The 18,789-nt window shown below is 63.0% G+C and carries 13 protein-coding genes and 2 pseudogenes; 11 read left to right on the plus strand and 4 right to left on the minus strand.

Features of this window, described 5'->3' with window-relative positions; all coding sequences use genetic code 11:
* Window positions 1-607 precede the first annotated feature (607 nt).
* From KY379_RS27440 to KY379_RS17250, 10 genes and pseudogenes are all read left to right on the plus strand, one after another.
* Window positions 608-1,573 (plus strand): annotated as a pseudogene (locus KY379_RS27440) (HAMP domain-containing protein); the annotation flags it as partial.
* Window positions 1,574-1,675: 102 nt separating this feature from the next.
* The gene (locus tag KY379_RS27445) at window positions 1,676-2,431 is read left to right on the plus strand and encodes a methyl-accepting chemotaxis protein (protein WP_409977283.1); all 756 of its coding nucleotides are present in this window, start codon (window positions 1,676-1,678) and stop codon (window positions 2,429-2,431) included.
* An 83-nt stretch (window positions 2,432-2,514) separates the two neighbouring features.
* Entirely contained in the window at window positions 2,515-3,531 is a 1,017-nt protein-coding gene (locus tag KY379_RS17215) for an ABC transporter substrate-binding protein (RefSeq protein WP_261240376.1), read from the plus strand.
* 77 nt (window positions 3,532-3,608) lie between these two features.
* Window positions 3,609-4,220 (plus strand): cell wall hydrolase, encoded by a 612-nt coding sequence (locus KY379_RS17220; protein ID WP_261240375.1) that lies wholly within the window; start codon window positions 3,609-3,611, stop codon window positions 4,218-4,220.
* A 244-nt stretch (window positions 4,221-4,464) separates the two neighbouring features.
* The gene (locus KY379_RS17225; RefSeq protein WP_133326604.1) at window positions 4,465-5,316 is read left to right on the plus strand and encodes a CAP domain-containing protein; all 852 of its coding nucleotides are present in this window, start codon (window positions 4,465-4,467) and stop codon (window positions 5,314-5,316) included.
* 60 nt (window positions 5,317-5,376) lie between these two features.
* A complete protein-coding gene (locus KY379_RS17230; RefSeq protein WP_261240374.1) occupies window positions 5,377-5,988 on the plus strand; it encodes a LysE family translocator in 612 nt (203 codons plus the stop codon).
* 346 nt (window positions 5,989-6,334) lie between these two features.
* Window positions 6,335-8,539: a TonB-dependent receptor gene (locus tag KY379_RS17235; protein ID WP_261240372.1), complete on the plus strand. Its 2,205-nt coding sequence runs from the start codon at window positions 6,335-6,337 to the stop codon at window positions 8,537-8,539.
* A 242-nt stretch (window positions 8,540-8,781) separates the two neighbouring features.
* Window positions 8,782-11,199 carry a glucose/quinate/shikimate family membrane-bound PQQ-dependent dehydrogenase gene (locus KY379_RS17240; RefSeq protein ID WP_261240371.1) on the plus strand — a complete coding sequence of 806 codons (2,418 nt, stop codon included), beginning with the start codon at window positions 8,782-8,784 and terminating at the stop codon, window positions 11,197-11,199.
* A 136-nt stretch (window positions 11,200-11,335) separates the two neighbouring features.
* Window positions 11,336-12,604: pseudogene (locus KY379_RS17245) on the plus strand (carbohydrate porin).
* A 123-nt stretch (window positions 12,605-12,727) separates the two neighbouring features.
* Window positions 12,728-13,294, plus strand: a complete 567-nt coding sequence (locus KY379_RS17250; protein WP_196173569.1) for a hypothetical protein — start codon at window positions 12,728-12,730, stop codon at window positions 13,292-13,294.
* 49 nt (window positions 13,295-13,343) lie between these two features.
* On the opposite strand, the gene KY379_RS17255 is transcribed toward KY379_RS17250, so the two are convergent.
* From KY379_RS17255 to KY379_RS17270, 4 genes are all read right to left on the minus strand, one after another.
* Window positions 13,344-15,023, minus strand: a complete 1,680-nt coding sequence (locus KY379_RS17255) for an MFS transporter (protein WP_261240368.1) — start codon at window positions 15,021-15,023, stop codon at window positions 13,344-13,346.
* A 264-nt stretch (window positions 15,024-15,287) separates the two neighbouring features.
* The gene (gene catA, locus KY379_RS17260; RefSeq protein ID WP_133326620.1) at window positions 15,288-16,223 is read right to left on the minus strand and encodes a catechol 1,2-dioxygenase; all 936 of its coding nucleotides are present in this window, start codon (window positions 16,221-16,223) and stop codon (window positions 15,288-15,290) included.
* Between the two features lie 50 nt (window positions 16,224-16,273).
* A complete protein-coding gene (catC, locus tag KY379_RS17265) occupies window positions 16,274-16,564 on the minus strand; it encodes a muconolactone Delta-isomerase (protein WP_133326623.1) in 291 nt (96 codons plus the stop codon).
* A gap of 85 nt (window positions 16,565-16,649) precedes the next feature.
* Complete coding sequence (locus tag KY379_RS17270; protein ID WP_261240367.1) at window positions 16,650-17,771, minus strand: muconate cycloisomerase family protein; 1,122 nt, start codon at window positions 17,769-17,771, stop codon at window positions 16,650-16,652.
* A 131-nt stretch (window positions 17,772-17,902) separates the two neighbouring features.
* On the opposite strand from KY379_RS17270, the gene KY379_RS17275 reads away from it, so the two are divergent.
* Window positions 17,903-18,769: a LysR family transcriptional regulator gene (locus KY379_RS17275; protein ID WP_133326627.1), complete on the plus strand. Its 867-nt coding sequence runs from the start codon at window positions 17,903-17,905 to the stop codon at window positions 18,767-18,769.
* Window positions 18,770-18,789 lie beyond the last annotated feature (20 nt).

Raw genomic sequence — 18,789 nt, forward strand, 5'->3', positions numbered from 1 at the left:
GCGGGCCCGCAAGCCGCCGGAGCGAGGGGACCCCGAAGCGCAGCGTAGGGGCCGTATGTGGGAGCAAGCGGTTTTGCCTACTTTTCCCAAGAGAAAAGTAGGCCACCGAAGGCGGAAGGGGCCAGTAGCGCCGCTACACAAAACGGATCTTCCCCCAGTCTCAATGCCAAACCAGCCAGGCCCCCGGCCAATCCAGGAACAACCAAATCAAGCTCCCGCCTCAATAAAGTCGGCGTCAACGCTGCCGATACAAAGTCAGCCACACTTCATCTACAAGGGTCACTTCATGCCTCTGCGTCAACTCTCCATCCAGTGGAAGATCACGCTGCTCGCCGGCCTCTGCCTGGCCGGTATCGTCAGTCTGCTCGTCGGCCTTTCGCTTTACCGCATGGATCACAGCTCCGAGCTGGTCAAGGCAAGCAGCTCGCAGATGCTCGCCGAAGCAGCCCAGGCACGGATCGAATCGCAAGGCGAAGTGCAGGCTTTGAACATCCGTCGGCAATTCATGGATGCCTATCAATATGGCGCCGGTTTTGCCCGGCAGGTGCTATTCCTGCGCGAACAGGCGGAAAAGCGCTTCATCGATGCCTTCGACCTGCGCGAGGACATGACCCGCCAGGTCCACGCCGCCCTCCAGGCCAACCCCGAACTGCTCGGCCTGTCGCTGGTGTTCGAGCGCAACGCCCTGGACAACAAGGACAGCCTGTTCGTCAACCAGGAGGCTCTGGGCAGCAACGAGACCGGCCGTTTCGCCCTGTACTGGTCGCAGCCGCAGGCCGGTAAACTGACCTCGATGGCCCTGCCTGAACATGACATGGCCAATACCGAAGTCGGCGCAGCGGGCCAGCCGGCCAATGCCTGGTGGACCTGCCCACGGGAAACCGCCAAAGTCTGCCTGATCGAACCTTACTTCTATGACATCGAAGGCCAGCGTGTGCTGATGACCAGCATCGCCTTCCCGCTGCAGGTCGACGGCAAGGTCATCGCCACCCTGTCGGTGGATATCAACCTCAATAGCCTGCAGGCAGTGAGCCAGGAGGCCAGCCGCAGCCTTTACCAAGGCCGCACCACTGTCGGCATTCTCAGCCCGGCAGGCCTGCTCGCCGGCTACAGCGCCGATGCGAGCAAGCTGGCCCAGCGATTCGACCAGGTCGACCCACGCCAGGGCGCCGAGCTGATCGGCAAGCTGGCCAATGGAAAAATGACCATTGCCCATGACCAGCAACGCCTCAAGGTGCTGGCTGCTTTCGCGCCGATTCCCGGCAGCCGCCCGTGGGGCGTCATTCTGGATGTGCCGGAAGAGGCCCTGACCGGACCTGCCGATAGCCTCAAGCGAGAACTCGATGGACTCAACACCCGCGGCACACTGCTGGAACTGTGCCTGGGCCTGGCCGCAGCGGTGGCCGGACTGCTGCTGATCTGGCTGATGGCCCGCAGTGTGACACGACCGATCCTCGGCGTGGCTGCCATGCTCGAAGACATCGCCAGTGGCGAAGGCGACCTCACCCGCCGCCTCCATTACAACAAGCAGGACGAACTGGGCAAACTGGCCAGTTGGTTCAACCGCTTCCTCGACAAGCTGCAACCGATCATCGCCGAGGTCAAGCGCTCGGTGCAGGATGCCCGGGGCACCGCCGACCGCTCCTCGGCCATCGCCACCGAGACCAGTGCAGGCATGGAGCAGCAGTATCGCCAGGTCGATCAGGTGGCCACCGCGTCCAATGAAATGAGCGCCACTGCGCAAGATGTCGCCCGCAGCGCAGCGCAAGCCGCACAGGCGGCCCGTGACGCTGACCAGGCAACCCGTGAGGGCCTGGCGGTAATCGAGCACACCACTCGCAGTATCGACACCCTGGCCGCCGAGATGGCCAATGCCATGACCGAGGTCGAGGGTTTGGCGCAGAACAGCGAGCGCATCGGCTCGGTGCTCGAGGTAATCCGCTCGATCGCCGAGCAGACCAACCTGCTAGCCCTCAACGCGGCCATCGAGGCTGCCCGGGCCGGGGAAGCCGGACGCGGCTTCGCCGTGGTGGCCGACGAAGTCCGTAACCTCGCACGTCGTACCCAGGAGTCGGTGGAAGAAACCCGCCAAGTCATCGAAACCCTGCAAAACGGTACCCGTGAGGTGGTCGGGGCGATGGACAACAGTCATCGTCAGGCCCAGGGCGGTGTCGAACAGGTTGGCCAGGCAGTGACTGCGCTCGAACGTATCGGCCAGGCAGTGACGGTGATCACCGACATGAACCTGCAGATCGCCTCGGCCGCCGAGGAGCAGAGCGCGGTGGCCGAGGAAATCAACAGCAACGTCGCGACCATCCGCGATGTCACCGAGTCGCTGTCGGGGCAGGCGAATGAATCGGCCCGCGTCAGCCAGTCGTTGAACAGCCTGGCCAATCAGCAGCAGGCGCTGATGGACCAGTTCCGCGTCTGACCGCGTCGGCGGGGCCTGAACGGCCCCGCACGCTCGTCGTCTACACTTGGCGAACCGCAAGTATCTGCCATCGACGAGGGCTCATGAACAGAATGTCCACCCTAGTGGCTGGTTTGCTGCTGGCCATCGGCCTGGCCAGCAGCGAATCCGCCGCCTCGAAAGACCAACGCGACCCCATTCACTTCGGCGCCATCACTTGGGAAAGTGGCGCCTTCACCACCGAAGTCCTGCGCCTGATCGCCGAGCACGGTTACGGCTACCCGACCGACACCCTGCCCGGCAGCACCGTGAGCATGGAAGTCGCCCTGGCCCGCAACGACCTGCAGGTCATCGCCGAGGAATGGGCCGGACGCAGCCCTGCCTGGATCAAGGCCGAAAAGGAGGGAGAGGTGTTCGCCTTGGGCGACACGGTGAAGAACGCCGAGGAAGGTTGGTGGGTACCCGCCTATGTGATCAAAGGAGACCCCAAGCGTGACCTTGCGCCCCTGGCGCCAGACCTGCGCAGCGTCTATGACCTCAAGCGCTATCCCCAAGTGTTCCGCGATCCTGAGAGCCCCGACAAAGGCCGTTTTCTCAACAGCCCCAGCGGCTGGACCTCGGAAACGGTGAATAGCCAGAAACTGAAGGCCTACGGTCTCGATGACCTGTACAGCAATTTCCGCACCGGCTCCGGTGCTGCGCTGGATGCCGAGATCGCTTCGGCCATCCGCCGCGGCCAACCGGTACTGTTCTATTACTGGAGCCCCGCGCCTCTGATCGGCCGCTACGACCTGGTGCGCCTGACAGAACCTGCCTATGACGCCGACGCCTGGTCTACGCTGATGGATCCGCGCAACCCCAAACCGCGCGGTAGCCAATCCTTGCCGGCGAAGCTGTCGATTGGCGTGTCGAAGGCGTTTCGCGATGACTACCCCGATCTGGTCGCGGTCTTCGAGAAGGTCGACCTGCCCATCGACCGCCTGAACAAAGCCCTGGCACAGATGAGCGAAACCCGCCAGCCCTCCCGAGAAGCCGCGATCGAGTTCCTGCGTGCCAACCCGGACGTCTGGAAACCGTGGCTACCGGCCGAGCGTGCGGCCAAAGTCGAGGCTGGGTTGTAAGAGGCCATTGCCCCCTCAGGCCAGTTCGATTCCGTTTGGCTAGACTGTGAGTCAGCCCACAGTTCGAGTATTCGTCCATGCGCCTGACGGGAATGCTGATCGGTTTGACCGCAGCCTTGCTGGCTGCCTCTTTGTCCGCTGCAGAGGCAAACAAAGCGGCCGTCGCCGAAGACAAGGCCCAGGCGCTCGAAGAAAAGGTGGTGGAGGATGCCTCGCCCCCCAGATCGGACGAAAAGCTCACCTCGGGCGAAGTACGCGCGGTGGACCCGGCCGGGCAATCGCCGATGGATGATAGTATCACCTGCCTGGCCCGCACCCTCTATTGGGAAGCCAAGGGCGCCGACGACAAGGACATGCGTGGCGTCGCCAGCGTAGTGCTCAATCGCCTGGGTCATGAAGGCTTTCCCGACACCATCTGCGGCGTGGTCAAACAGGGCGTCGAACATCGCGCTTGCCAGTTTTCCTGGTGGTGCGACGGACGCCCCGACCAGGTCGAAGAGCCGCAGCGCTATGACATCGCCAAGGAGATCGCACGCAAGGCGCTCAACCAACAGCTCCAGGACTCCACCGGTGGCGCGCTGTACTTCCACGACCGCCAGGTCCACCCGGACTGGGCCAAGGTCTATCGCAAGACAGCCGAGACCCGCCACTTCATCTTCTACAAACCCAACCAGGCCCTGGCCCGCTGAACCCAGGCGCAAGGAACGGCCAGCGCCCGCTACGGTCGATGGTTGAAGGCAACACGCCAGATGGCAACAAGAACGATTCATGCTTGATCGCACTTTTCCCTACCAGGGAGGTCTATCCATGCTTTTGCCGCCAACACCCTTTGCCGGCTTTTTTTCGCTTTGCACATGACCGGGGCCAAAAGCGCCAGGCTTGTGTAGGATGAGCAGCGCAAACCACGACGCTGCCAGTCATAGGGAGATCCACATGCGCGTCCTGTCATCCGTTGCTGCCTTGTCGGCAGGGCTGGTCATCTCGACCTCGGCCCTGGCCGTAACCGGCGAAGAGGCGCAACTGATCGATTCGATCAACGTCTACCGCAGCCAGGCCCAACCCTGCGGCGACGGCGCGTCGCTGGAACTGCCCCCGCTCAACAGCGACACGCGGCTGGCCCTGTCGCCGGAAGGCACCCGCGACCTGCAGCAGGCCATGACCCGAGCGGCCTATCCGATGGTCAATGTCCAGGCGATCAGCCTGTCGGGTCCCCGCGACGCACGGGCGGCCATGCATGCCATCGAAGAAAGCTTCTGCCAAGTCGTCCTGGACCCGCAATTCGTCGACATCGGCGTCAGCCAGGAAGGTCGCGACTGGCGTATCGTGCTGGCCCGCCCCTTGCTCAGCGGACGCCTGGGAGACTGGCAGGCCGAAGGACAGAAACTGTTGCAAGAGGTCAACGCCGCACGCAAGGCTCCCCGCCAGTGCGGTGGGCAGCCGTTCGCTGCGGCACCGGCCCTCAGTTGGAACACCACGCTGGCCGGTGTCGCAGCCAGCCATACCCGAGCCATGGCCAACCAGAATTTCTTCGACCATATCGACCGCGACAATCGCACCCCGGGGGATCGTGCCGAGCTGGCAGGCTACCTGTACCAGCAGATCGGCGAGAACATCGCCGCGGGACGCGACAGCGCGCGCAAGGTCGTCGATGGCTGGCTGGCCAGCCCGGGCCACTGCGCCACGCTCATGAACCCGGACTTCCGGGAAATGGGTGCCGCCTACGCAACCGACCCCAAGAGCGACGCAGGCATCTATTGGACGGGCCTGTTCGGAACCCCGCAATGATCACCCCGGGCCGACGCCCGGCCGCACTGGCCGCTACATGACTGCACAAGGCTGACCCGCATGGCGCTCGACACCTGGTTCATCTACTTGCTTGCCAGCATTGGCTTGTCCCTCACTCCAGGCCCCAACAGTTTGCTCGCCTTGACCCACGGCGCCATCTACGGCGGCCGACGCACGCTGTTCACCATCGCCGGTGGCGTCATTGGCTTCAGTGCGCTGATCGCCCTGGCGATGTTCGGCCTGACCGCCTTGCTGCAAACCAGTGCCTCGCTGCTGACCGTCCTGAAATGGGTGGGCGGGGCCTACCTGGTGTGGCTTGGCATTCAGCTGTGGCGCAGCCCTGCGCTGCATCTGCAAAGCACCGCGCAGACGCCGAGGTTGAGCAACGCCGGTTTACTGCGCCATGGCTTGCTGTCAGCCATGGCCAACCCCAAGGTGCTGCTGTTCTATGGCGCCTTCCTACCGCAATTCATCGATCCGCAGCGTGACCTGCTGCTGCAGTTCGTGGTGATGGCTGCGACCTTTGCAGGGGTGGAGTGTGTGGTCGAGTATCTGTTGGCGCGCATGGCGTTTCGCATCCGCCCCTGGCTGGCCCGGGGGGGAAAACGCTTCAACCGCTGCTGCGGCAGCTTGTTCGCACTCATCGGCGTGGCGTTGCCACTGGGACGCTGAGCCTGTCAGGTGGCCATGAACATCTTCATCGCCAAGAATTTGTCCATAAGTGTCTCGGCATCCAAATCAGAGAACGGTCCTACAAACAGCGTGGACGGTCAAGAAGCGCGACATTGAGGCAATACGTCCATAGTGGAGTACCACCTCTACCGCGAGTTTCCCCATGACACCTACCAAACTGCCGACGCCCCTACCCACTCCAACCGTCTGGCTGGCCGTGTTCTACCGCGGCGACGCGCCCGCCCCTTCCGCCTGACCCCAAAACCCACCGACCCTCCTTTTGATGCCTGCCTGGCCTACCAGGCAGTGGTAGTGCGCTCGTGCGCCTGAAATCTGGACATCCGCTATGCACCTCACGATCCCCGACCGCCGTCTTCGTCATGTCTTCACCGCCTCCGCGCTCGGCCTGGGCTCCACCTCGACATGGGCCGACAGCCTATTCGAGCCACCCTCTACGCTCGAAGTGGCGGCCACCGAAATCATTGCACCGGCACCCGGGCTGCGTACCGAATTCTCGGCTTCGCACAAGCTTCCCGCCCCGTTGTTCGACACCCCGCAGACCATCACCGTGGTACCCGCGCCACTGATCGCCAACCAGCAGGCACTGGGCTTACGCCAGGTGCTGAGCAATGTCTCGGGCATCACGTTCAATGCCGGCGAAGGTGGCGGCGGCTCCGGTGACAGTATCAGCATCCGCGGCTTCTCGGCCGACAGCAATCTGTTGCTCGACGGCTTGCGCGATACTGCCCAGACCACCCGATCGGATACCTTCAACACCGAGCAGGTCGAAGTCATCAAGGGGCCCAACTCGGTGTTCGCCGGGGCCGGTACCACCGGCGGCAGCATCAATGTCATCAGCAAGGAGCCCGCACAGCGCGCGTTCACCCACCTGAGTACAGGATTGGGTAGCGACCACTACCAGCGCCTGACCCTGGACACCAACCAGCCGCTGCAGACCATCGGCGACAACAGCGCTGTTCGCTTGAACCTGATGCAGCACAAGAACCAGGTGCCTGGCCGGGACAGCATCAGACGCGAGCGCTGGGGCGTGGCCCCCAGTCTGAGCCTGGGCCTGAATGAAAGTACCCGGCTAACACTCAGCGCATCCCATCAGGTCGACGACAACCTCCCCGATTACGGCGTGCCAGCGCTCGATGGCCGGCGCCTGACAGGTGTTGAGCGCGACGCGTATTTCGGCTTGCAAGGTCTGGACAAGGAAGAGGTCGAGCACAGCCTCTTCACCCTCAAGCTGGAGCACGATTTCAATGATGAAGTACGCCTGCTGCACATGAATCGTTATAGCCGCCTCGAGCGCGATACCGTGGTCTCCGCCGCCCAGGTCGAAACCCGTGGGCTACCCGCTGGGCGCTATCGCCCGGCGGGGCCACAGGGTTACGGCCGCGACGCCACCACCGAACTGTGGATGAACCAGACCAGCCTGATCGGCAACGCCCGCTGGCTGAACATGACCCATGACTGGGTCGCGGGGGTGGAGCTGTCCCGCGAAACACTGGATCTCGAAACCTACAACCATGGCCTTGATAAAACGAGCTACCCCGCCAACGGCTATGCCCTCGGCAACCCACCGGGCCACTGGTCCGGCCACCTCGCTCGGACGACCACGCGCTACAACGAAAACACCCTGGACGCCTATGCGTTATATGTGTTCGACACCATTGCCCTGGACGAGCGCTGGGACCTGCACCTGGGCCTGCGCCAGGACCACCTCGTCGGCAAGACCGCTGCCTATTCCCCGGCACATGCCCGCACCTCGGCATTCAAGACCAGCGATAGCGTGCTCAGCAGCCGCGCCGGGCTGATCTACAAGCCCAACGAGATCGGCCGCATCTACGTCTCCTGGGGCAACTCCTTCGACCCGACCGTGGAACGCCTCACAGGCAACGGACGAGGCCTGGATGGCGACACCCAAGTGCTCTCACCCGAGCGCTCCCAAGCCTGGGAGCTTGGTAGCAAGTGGGCGTTGCTGGAGCACGCGCTGGAGCTCGATGCCGCGTTATTCCACATCGTCAAGCACAACGCCCGCGAAACACTGTCAGATGGCTCGACACAACTTTCTGGCAAGCAGCGGGTGCAAGGCTTGGAGGTGGGTCTGACCGGTCGCCTGAGCCCGCAGTGGAATGTGTTCGCCAATTTCACCTTCCTCGACAGTCAGGTCCTCGCAGCCGCTCCGGGCAATGCCAGCTCGGCGCGAAAAGGACAAGCGCTGGCCAACACGCCACCGCGCTCGCTGAACCTGTGGACCACCTATGAACTGAACGACGCCTGGACGCTGGGCTACGGCGCCCACCATGTCAGCCGGCGCAATGTCACCTCCAGTACCAACGCCAAGCTCGACGCCTTCTGGCTGCACAACGCGATGCTGAACTATCGGGTCGAGGAACGATTCGACATCCAGTTGAACGTCAACAACCTTTTCAACAAGACCTATGTCGAGCGGGTCCGCCAACGCAGCGGCTCTGCAGCACGCTCCTCGGCCATCGAGTACGGGGATGCCCGCGCAGCCGTCGTAACCGCCAGCTATCACTTCTGAACGATCCGGGCCTGCCTTCGCATGGCAGGCCCGGCGTTAGATGAATGCGTGAAGTTCAAGTCGTTTTGATTTGTGCCGTTTCAGCGTCCTACGTGCATTTTTCGCCGCTTTTTCTAGAATTTTCAGCACATTGACGCAAGTTCACGCCTGCGACAATCAGCCCCACAAGACAATGTACTAACTTGTTAATTAGCTTGCTAAGGGCTTAAACTGCGCCGATTCCACCAGCTGAGATCTCTGGCATGAACGAAACACCGCGCGCCTCTGGCGCCTCCACTTTCATCCTGGCCGGCCTGGGCGTGATCATCGCCCTGCTTGGCCTCCTTCTCGCGGCTGGCGGCATCAAGCTCGCTGGCCTCGGCGGCTCCTGGTACTTCCTGATCGGCGGACTGGTCATGGCCATTGCCGGGGTCCTGATCGCCCGACGCAAGCCTGCCGGAGCCTGGCTGTACGCCGCGTTCCTGCTGGGCACGGCGATCTGGGCGGTGATCGACGCCGGCCTGGTATTCTGGCCGCTGTTCTCTCGCCTGTTCATGTTCGCCGCGATCGGCATGGTCGTGGCGTTGGTCTACCCCATGCTGGCCCGTGCCAGCGGTGCTAGCGCCGGGCGTGGCGCCTATGGTCTGGCCGGCGTGTTGGCCGTGGTGCTGGCGATCGCCATCGGCAACATGTTCGTCGCGCACCCAAGCGTTGCACCTAACGGCAAAGGCCCGGGCATCACCCCGGTCGAAGCTGGCAAGGAGCAGAAGGACTGGGCCCACTACGGCAACACCGAAGGTGGCAGCCGCTTCGCCGCGCTGGACCAGATCAACCGCGACAACGTCGACAAGCTCAAGGTGGCCTGGACCTACCACACCGGTGACGTCGCCATCAGCGACGGCAACGGTGCCGAAGACCAGTTGACCCCGCTGCAGGTCGGCGACAAGGTGTTCATCTGCACTCCGCACAACAACCTCATCGCACTCGACGCCGACACTGGCAAAGAGCTGTGGAAAAATGAGATCAACGCCCAGTCCAAGGTCTGGCAACGCTGCCGCGGCATGGCCTACTTCGACGCCACCGCCGCGATCGCTCAGCCGACCCAGCCGAACAGCTCGCCGATCACCAGCGTCAGCGTCCCGGCCGGTGCCAACTGCCAGCGTCGCCTGCTGACCAACACCATCGACGGTCGCCTGATCGCCGTGGATGCGGACAGCGGTGAGTTCTGCCAGGGCTTCGGCAACAACGGCCAGGTCGACCTGAAGGCGGGCCTGGGTGACGTACCGGACTCTTACTACCAACTGTCCTCCGCGCCACTCATGGCCGGCACTACGGTAGTGGTCGGCGGTCGTGTTGCCGACAACGTCCAGACCGACATGCCAGGCGGCGTGATCCGCGGCTTCGACGTGATCACCGGGGCCATGAAGTGGGCCTTCGACCCAGGCAATCCAGAAGACCGCAAGGCGCCCGCGGACGGTAGCACCTACGTGCGCAGCACGCCGAACAGCTGGGCACCGATGTCCTACGACCCAGACATGAATACCGTCTTCCTGCCGATGGGCTCCTCGTCCACCGACATCTACGGTGTCGAACGTAGCAAGCTCGACCACACCTACGGTGCGTCGGTACTGGCGCTGGACGCCACCACCGGCAACCAGAAGTGGGTGTTCCAGACCGTGCACAACGACCTCTGGGACTTCGACCTGCCAATGCAGCCGAGCTTGATCGACTTCACCAAGGATGACGGTAAAACCGTCCCTGCAGTAGTGATCGGCACCAAGGCCGGGCAGATCTACGTGCTCGACCGGGCCACCGGCAAGCCGCTGACCCAGGTGGACGAAGTACCGGTCAAGCCGAGCAACATTCCTAACGAGCCCTACTCCCCGACCCAACCGAAATCGGTGGGCATGCCGCAAATCGGCGCGCAGACCCTGACCGAATCGGACATGTGGGGCGCTACCCCATACGACCAACTGCTGTGCCGCATCGACTTCAAGAAGATGCGCTACGACGGCCTGTACACTGCACCGGGCACCGACTTGTCGCTGAGCTTCCCAGGCTCGCTGGGCGGCATGAACTGGGGCAGCATCTCGACCGATCCGGTGCATGGTTTCATCTTCGTCAATGACATGCGCCTGGGCCTGTGGATCCAGATGATTCCGTCGCAGAACCAGGGCAAAACCTCTTCCGGCGGTGAAGCGCTGAACACCGGCATGGGTGCCGTGCCGCTCAAGGGTACCCCTTATGCGGTGAACAAGAACCGCTTCCTGTCGGTCGCAGGCATCCCTTGCCAGGCACCGCCTTTCGGCACCCTGAGCGCGATCGACATGAAGACCCGTCAGGTGGCCTGGCAGGTTCCGGTCGGTACGGTCGAGGACACCGGCCCCCTGGGTATCCGCATGCACCTGCCCATCAAGATCGGCTTGCCAACGCTGGGCGGTACCCTGTCCACCCAAGGCGGCCTGGTGTTCATCGCCGGCACCCAGGACTTCTACCTGCGCGCCTACGACAGCAGCAACGGTAACGAAATCTGGAAGGCCCGCCTGCCGGTCGGTAGCCAAGGTGGCCCGATGACCTACGTCTCGCCCAAGACCGGCAAGCAATACGTGGTGGTCACCGCCGGCGGTGCTCGCCAGTCGACCGATCGTGGCGACTACGTGATCTCTTACGCACTGCCATAACACTTCGTCGCAACCTTCACGGCGTTCGTCGCCACGGCAAACCCGCTCTACAGGTCACTGTGATCCCTGTAGAGCGGGTTTCTCGTGACGATGAACCGCCGCGAACGGGCCCTGAGAAACACTACGAGACACAGCAATGCCATCCGCTATTCGCATCACCCCTACCCTGTTGCTGGCCCTGGCCAGCACTTCTGCCCTGGCCGACGGCGACCTGCTCTCGCGCAGTACGATGACCGGCGACTGGGGCGGCCTGCGCCACCAGCTCGAAGATGAAGGCATCAAGTTCACCGGCGACTACAGCGGTGAAACCGCCTATAACGCCCACGGCGGTCTGCATCGCTCGGCGCGCTATTCGCAGAACGTCAAGCTGGGCGTGCAGTTCGACCTGTCGAAACTGTATGGTCTGGAGAACGGCGGCAAGGTCCAGCTGACCATCAACGACCGGCGCGGCAACAGCGCCTCCGAAGACCTGGTCGGCAACCGCCTGCCGATTCAGGAGAACTTCGGCGGCCTGTACACGCGCCTGACCGAACTGAGCTACGAGCGCACCCTGTTCACCCCGGCACTCAACGTCAAGCTTGGCTACATGGCCATGGGCAACGACGTCGGCGGACTGGACAGCGGCATCCTGTGCAACTTCATAAACGCCGGTTTCTGTGGACACCCGCTGAACATGTCCGGTGGCAGCGGCTGGGCAAACTACCCCAACGCCCATCTGGGCGTGCGGGTGAAATACGATCTGTCACCCGCGTGGCAACTTCGCGTGGCGGCGTTCAACGTCGACCCTGAAAGCAATGGTAACTCCAGCCGTGCCTGGCACCTGGGTCCCAAGCACACCACCGGTACCGTGGTGCCCGTGGAGCTGGTGTACAAGCTGCAGGGCGAGCTGCCGGGTGAGTACAAGCTGGGCTATTACTACGACAGCTCAGACGTCAAGCGCATCGGCAGCGACAAGGAAGTGTCCGGACGTGGCGGCCACTACCTGTTGATCGATCAGGCCGTGTAGAACGATGAAAACTCTGCAGGCCGCAGTCTGCATGCCTTCGGTCAATATTCGGCATCGAGCAAGGCGGCTTCGCCGTTCACCAAGTGGTATGGCGCCGGCGTCGTGCTGTACAAGCCGTTCGCAGGTCGTCCGCGCGATACCGTGGCCCTGGGCTATGGCCGTGCGGTGCCCAATCCACGCAGCCGCGACGTGCTCGAGGACGCCGCTCTCAACGCCGGCGAGCAGTTCCCCAACATCGACAATGCCGAACGGTTGATCGAACTGAGCTATGGCTATCAAGCCACCCCGTGGCTGAACCTGCGCCCTGATGTGCAATACATCATCGAGCCGGGCGCCTTCTCGGGCAAAGACATCGACAATGCCCTGGTGTTGGGCCTGCAAGTCAAGGCCACCTTCTGATCCCCCCGCAGCCGAGCCGGTCCGATGGACCAAGCTCGGCACTTTGAGCGCGGCCTCTGGCAGGGCGCAGTTGGGTTCGCTACATTTGCAGCTGTGACTTGTGCGCCACAACAAGGAAAACAGATGCGCCACGAATTCAGCGAAGTCCTCAACGACCTGGTGGATTATTTCCTGCTCGGCGACATCCAGGTGCTCGAACGCTTCAAGCTCGATCATCACCTGCCCGACGACCTGGCCACTGAATTCACCCGCACCGACAGCGGTGACCGAGCCGTGCGGGAAGGCGTGGTGGTACCACTGGCCGGGGTCGACAACCTGCCCTACCACATCCTCTTCACCCTCGACGGGCACAAGCCTGCGCTGCGGGAACCGGGCAGCCGTTTGAAGCACCAGCGCACCGGCTACATCCTGCGCGTCGAACACCGTGCCGTGATGCTCTATACCTGGCGCATCCTGCAGCACTTCACCAACAAGACGCTGGGCGACCTGTTGGCCCGCTACCAGGTGCCGGGGCGGCCGATCATCGAGATCGACAACGGTTGGTACGATGTCGAAGTGCTCGCGGGGGCCGTGGTGCGCGACGGGTTGTACGAGCCGGCGTTCGAGTTCGTGCTGAACAGGCGCACGCATCAGGGCGAGGCAGCCGTGGACACCAGCTATCTGTTCAATTTGCGCGGCTATTTCGATTGAGCCTGCAGACCGGCGCCGAGCAACGACGCCGGTACGCAGCATGACGACTTCACGCGTGATGGATATCCCGGTCCTTGGTTTCCGGTAGGAAGAAAATCCCCAGTACCGCTGTCATCACTGCAATCACGATCGGATACCACAATCCGTAGTAGATATCCCCCGTGGCGGCCACCATGGCGAACGCCACCGTCGGCAAGAACCCGCCGAACCAGCCGTTGCCGATGTGATACGGCAAGGACATGGAGGTGTAGCGAATGCGCGCTGGGAACAGCTCCACCAGCCAGGCGGCGATCGGTCCGTAGACCATGGTGACGTAGATCACCAGCACGGTCAGCAGCAACAACACCATCGGATAATGGATCTTCGCCGGATCGGCCTTCTCGGGGTAACCGGCTTCCTTCAGCGCCCCGCCGAGGGTGGCGGTGAACGCATCGTTCTGCACCTTGAAGTCGGCGGCTGCCAGCGCGGTGCCATCGAAGCTCGGCAACACACGCTCACCAATGCGGATCTGGGTCAGGCTACCTGGCTCGGCTGCCTCGTTGGTGTAGGGAATGGCGCGCTTGGCCAGCAGGCTCTTGGCGATGTCGCACGAACTGGTGAATTTGGCCTTACCCACCGGGTCGAACTGGAACGCGCACTGGTCAGGATCGGCCACCACCACCACGGGGTTCTGCTCCTGAGCCACGAACACGTCGGGGTTACCGTACTCGGTCAACGCCTTGAAGATCGGGAAGTAGGTGAGCGCAGCGATGATGCAACCGGCCATGATGATCTTCTTGCGCCCGATTCGGTCGGACAGGCTACCGAAGAAGATGAAGAACGGCGTGCCGATCAGCAACGACCCGGCGATCAGAAGGTTGGCCGTCTGTGGATCGATCTTGAGCATCTGCAACAGGAAGAACAGCGCGTAGAACTGCCCCGTGTACCACACCACAGCCTGGCCGGCGGTGCCGCCCAGCAGCGACATGATGACCACCTTGAGGTTGTCCCAGCGAGCGAAGGACTCGGTCAGCGGCGCCTTGGACGCCTTGCCCTCGGCCTTCATTTTCATGAACACCGGCGACTCGTTGAGCTGCATGCGGATGTATACCGAGACCGCCAGCAACAGGATCGACAGCAGGAACGGGATGCGCCAGCCCCAGGCTTCGAAGGCCTCGGTACCCAGTGCCGTGCGGCAGGCGAGGATCACCAGCAAGGACAGGAACAGGCCCAAGGTCGCGGTGGTCTGAATCCAGGCGGTGAAGAAGCCCCGCCGCCCCTTGGGCGCGTGTTCCGCCACGTAGGTCGCAGCGCCGCCGTATTCACCGCCCAACGCCAGGCCTTGCAGCAGACGCAAGGTGATGAGTATCACCGGCGCGGCCACGCCGATGACCGCGTAGCTGGGCAGCAAGCCCACCACTGCCGTGGACAGGCCCATGATGACGATGGTGATGAGAAAGGTGTACTTGCGCCCGATCATGTCGCCGAGCCGGCCGAACACGATGGCCCCGAACGGTCGGACGGCGAAGCCTGCGGCAAAGGCCAGCAAGGCGAAGATGAACGAGGTGGTTTCGTTGACGCCGGCGAAGAAATGCTTGGCGATGATCGCCGCCAGCGAGCCGTAGAGGTAGAAGTCGTACCACTCGAATACCGTGCCCAGGGACGACGCGAAGATGACCTTGCGCTCCTCCTTGGTGATACCGCGTTGGGGCGCGCTACTGCCCGTGGATGCGCTGTCGAGAACCGCCATGGGTTGCCTCCGTCTTGTCATTGTCGCAGGCCGGAGCACCTCACACCCATTTCACCTTCGTACCCAGGCCTCAGGGCTTGCAGCGGATCACCAGGCACAAGATGCCGGGCCTCGGATCACAGCAAGGTATCTGAAGCATAATCGGCTTTGCCGAGATATCCACTGGCCAGTACCCATGGCCTTGATCGCGATGACGCAAAACGAAAAAGCCCAGGCCCTCCCCGCACGGAAAGACCCGGGCCAAACCTTCACGATCCGCTTCGATCAGTTACCCTGCAAGGCCCGTGGCCGGTGACTGCGGGCTTCGGCTTCGGGAGCGTTGGCCGCCTGCAGGTGGAAGTCGAACGCCAGTTCGGCGAAGCGGTCACCCTGCACGCCACGGTCGCGCGCCGCCGCGGCGTCCTCGACGAAGCGCAGGTCGCCGATCAGCCCGTCGCGGGTCGCATAGGCGAAATCGTCCCACAGGTACTGATCACCGGCGAAGTTGATCTGCGTGGTCAGGTGGCGATGCCCCGGTGCGGAAATGAAGAAGTGCACGTGCGCCGGACGCTGGCCGTGACGGCCGAGCAAATCCAGGCATTCCTGGGTCGGACCCTGGGGATCGCAGCCATAGCCTGACGGCACGATCGAGCGGGCGCGGTAGCGGCCCTCGGCATCGGTGACGATGCGCCGGCGCAGGTTGTATTCGGACTGAGTCGAATCGAAGTAGGAATAGGTACCCTGGGTGTTGGCATGCCACAGATCGACGGTGGCTCCGGCCAGCGGCTTGCCTTCGGCGTCGAACACCTGGCCCTGGAGGAACATCACCACACCTGGGTCGGTCCCGTCGTCCATGCGCGCCTCGCCCTCGGACAGCGGCGCGCCAGCGACGTACAACGGGCCTTCGATGGTACGTGGAGTGCCACCGGTGAGACCGGCTTCGGCATCCTTGGCGTCCTGCAGCAGGTCGAGGAAGTGCTCGATGCCCAGACCTGCGGCCAGCAGGCCGGCTTCATTACGCCCACCGAGGCGGTTGAGATAGTCGACGGCGTGCCAGAACTCGTCCTCGCTGATCTCCAGGTCTTCGATCATGCGCGCGGTGTCCTGCAGCAGGCGCAGGATGATCTGCTTGACGCGGGGATTACCCTCGGCATGGCCTAGGCCTGCCACTTCTTCGAAGAAGGACTTGATGTCGGCAGTATGGGAAATTTTCACGGTCATGGTGTTTACCTCGAATTGTTCTTGTCAGGTAGTCGCTGGGTCAGGTCGGATCAGCGGTCGTCGGCGTGGATCGACGACGGGTGGCGACACAGGCCATCCACCTCGATGTCCATGTAGGGGAACAGCGGCAGTTGCATCAAAGTGTCGTGCAATGCTTCGACGCTTGGCACATCGAACACGCTGTAGTTGGCATAGTGGCCGGCGATGCGCCACAGGTGGCGCCAGGTGCCCTCGCGTTGCAGACGCTGGGCCAGTTCCTTCTCGTCGGCCTTCAGTCGTGCAGCCTTGGCCGGGTCCATGTCGACGGGCAGTTTCACGGTCATCTTCACGTGGAACAGCATGTAGTTCTCTCCTGTCTTGCGATATGTCTGGAGGCTTACGCGGCCCGATCCCGAAGGGATCGGCGTATGACCTCAACCCGTGGTTTCAGCGGCGGGCAAAGCGCGCCAAGCGTTGCTCATCGAGCGTCAGACCAAGCCCCGGCGTACGCGGCACATGCAGTTGGAAATCGCGGTACTGCGGCGGCTCGTTGACGATTTCCTCGGTCAGCAGCAGTGGCCCGAACAACTCGGTGCCCCAGGTCAACTGGCGCAGGGTGAGGAAGGCATGTGCCGAAGCCAGGGTTCCGATCGAACCTTCCAGCATGGTCCCGCCGTACAGCGCGATACCGGCCGCCTCGGCGATCTGCGCGGTACGCAGCACGGCGCGTGGGCCGCCGTTCTTGGCGATCTTCAAGGCGAAAATGCTCGCCGCACCGTCGGCGGCGAGGCTGAAGGCGTCCTCGACGCTTTCGATCGACTCGTCAGCCATGATCGGCGCCGGGCTGCGCTGGTTCAGGCGCACCTGGCCACCGCGGTTGATGCGCGAGATCGGTTGCTCGATCAGGTCGATGCCGTTGTCGCCCAGTACCTGGCAGGCATGGATTGCCTGGGACTCGTCCCAGTACTGATTGACGTCGACGCGGACACTGGCACGCTCGCCCAGTTCACGCTTGATCGCCACCACGTGCTTGAGGTCCTGCTCGAGCGGGTTGGCGCCGATCTTGAGTTTGAACAGACGATGGCGGCGCACCTCCAGCATGTGTTCGGCCTCGGCGATGTCGCGGGCGGTATCGCCACTGGCCAGGGTCCAGGCCACCTCCAGGCTGTCACGCACCCGTCCACCGAGCAGTTCGCTGACCGGTAGACCAAGGCGCTTGCCCTGGGCATCGAGCAAGGCACTCTCGAGGCCGGATTTGGCGAAGGTGTTGCCTTTGGCCAGCTTGTCCAGCTTGAGCATGGCCGCATTGATATTGTCCGCCGGCAGGCCGATCAGCGCCGGTGCCAGGTGTGCATCGATGTTCGCCTTGATGCCCTCGGGGCTTTCGTAGCCATAGGCCAGGCCGCCGATGGTAGTGGCCTCGCCGATACCTTCGACACCGTCGCTGCAGCGCAGGCGCAAGACCACCAGGGTCTGCTGCTGCATGGTGTGCATGGCCAGCTTGTGCGGGCGGATGGTAGGCAAGTCGACGATGATCGCGTCGATGCGCTCGATCAGGGCATGAGTCATGGTTCACAGGTTCCGGCTAGTCGGCGCGCACACTGCGCGGCCGCCACATTTACTTGATGATTCAAGCATTGCGCGAGACCCTGCCCATCGTCCAATATCAAATGAATCTCCCACGATACCCTGGAGGTCTGATGGAGCTGCGCCACCTTCGCTACTTCAAGGTCCTGGCCGAAACGCTGAACTTCACCCGCGCCGCCGAATTGCTGCACATCGCCCAACCTCCGCTCAGCCGGCAGATCAGCCAGCTCGAAGATCAATTGGGGACCTTGCTGGTGGTGCGTGAGCGACCGTTACGCTTGACCGAGGCCGGGCGCTACTTCTACGAGCAGACCTGCACGCTGTTGCAGCAACTGCAGACCGTGGGCGACAACACCCGGCGCATCGGCCAGGGCCAGCGTCAATGGCTGGGCATCGGTTTTGCCCCCTCGACCCTGTACACGGTGCTGCCCGAATTGATCCGCGAGCTGCGCAAGGATGCCGAACTGGAACTCGGGCTAAACGAAATGACCACTGTGCAACAGGTCGAGGCGTTGAAGAACGGGCGCATCGACATCGGCTTCGGCCGCATCCGTATCGACGACCCGGCTATCACCCAGCAGGTGCTGCGCGAGGACCCGCTGGTAGCGGTACTGCCCAAGGGCCATGCCCTGGCAGGCACAGCGCTGACCTTGGAACAACTGGCGCGGGAACCGTTCATCCTCTACCCGGCCAACCCTCGGCCAAGTTATGCCGACCACGTGATGGCGCTGTTCGCCCACCACGGCCTGAGCGTCAAGGTCAGCCAATGGGCCAATGAACTGCAAACCGCCATCGGCCTGGTTGCCGTGGGCCTTGGCGTGACCCTGGTGCCGGAGTCGGTACAGCAACAGCATCGCCCGGATATCGCCTACGCCAGCCTGCTCGACAGCAGTGCGGTCAGCCCGATCATTCTCAGTCGTCGCAAGGGCGACAGCAGCGCGATGGTCCAGCGTTGCCTGTCCTTGCTTGGCCAACGCTGAGTCCGGCCAGAGGGTAGCGT

Source organism: Pseudomonas sp. HD6422, assembly GCF_025377065.1.
GTDB classification, from domain to species: Bacteria; Pseudomonadota; Gammaproteobacteria; order Pseudomonadales; family Pseudomonadaceae; genus Aquipseudomonas; species Aquipseudomonas putida_U.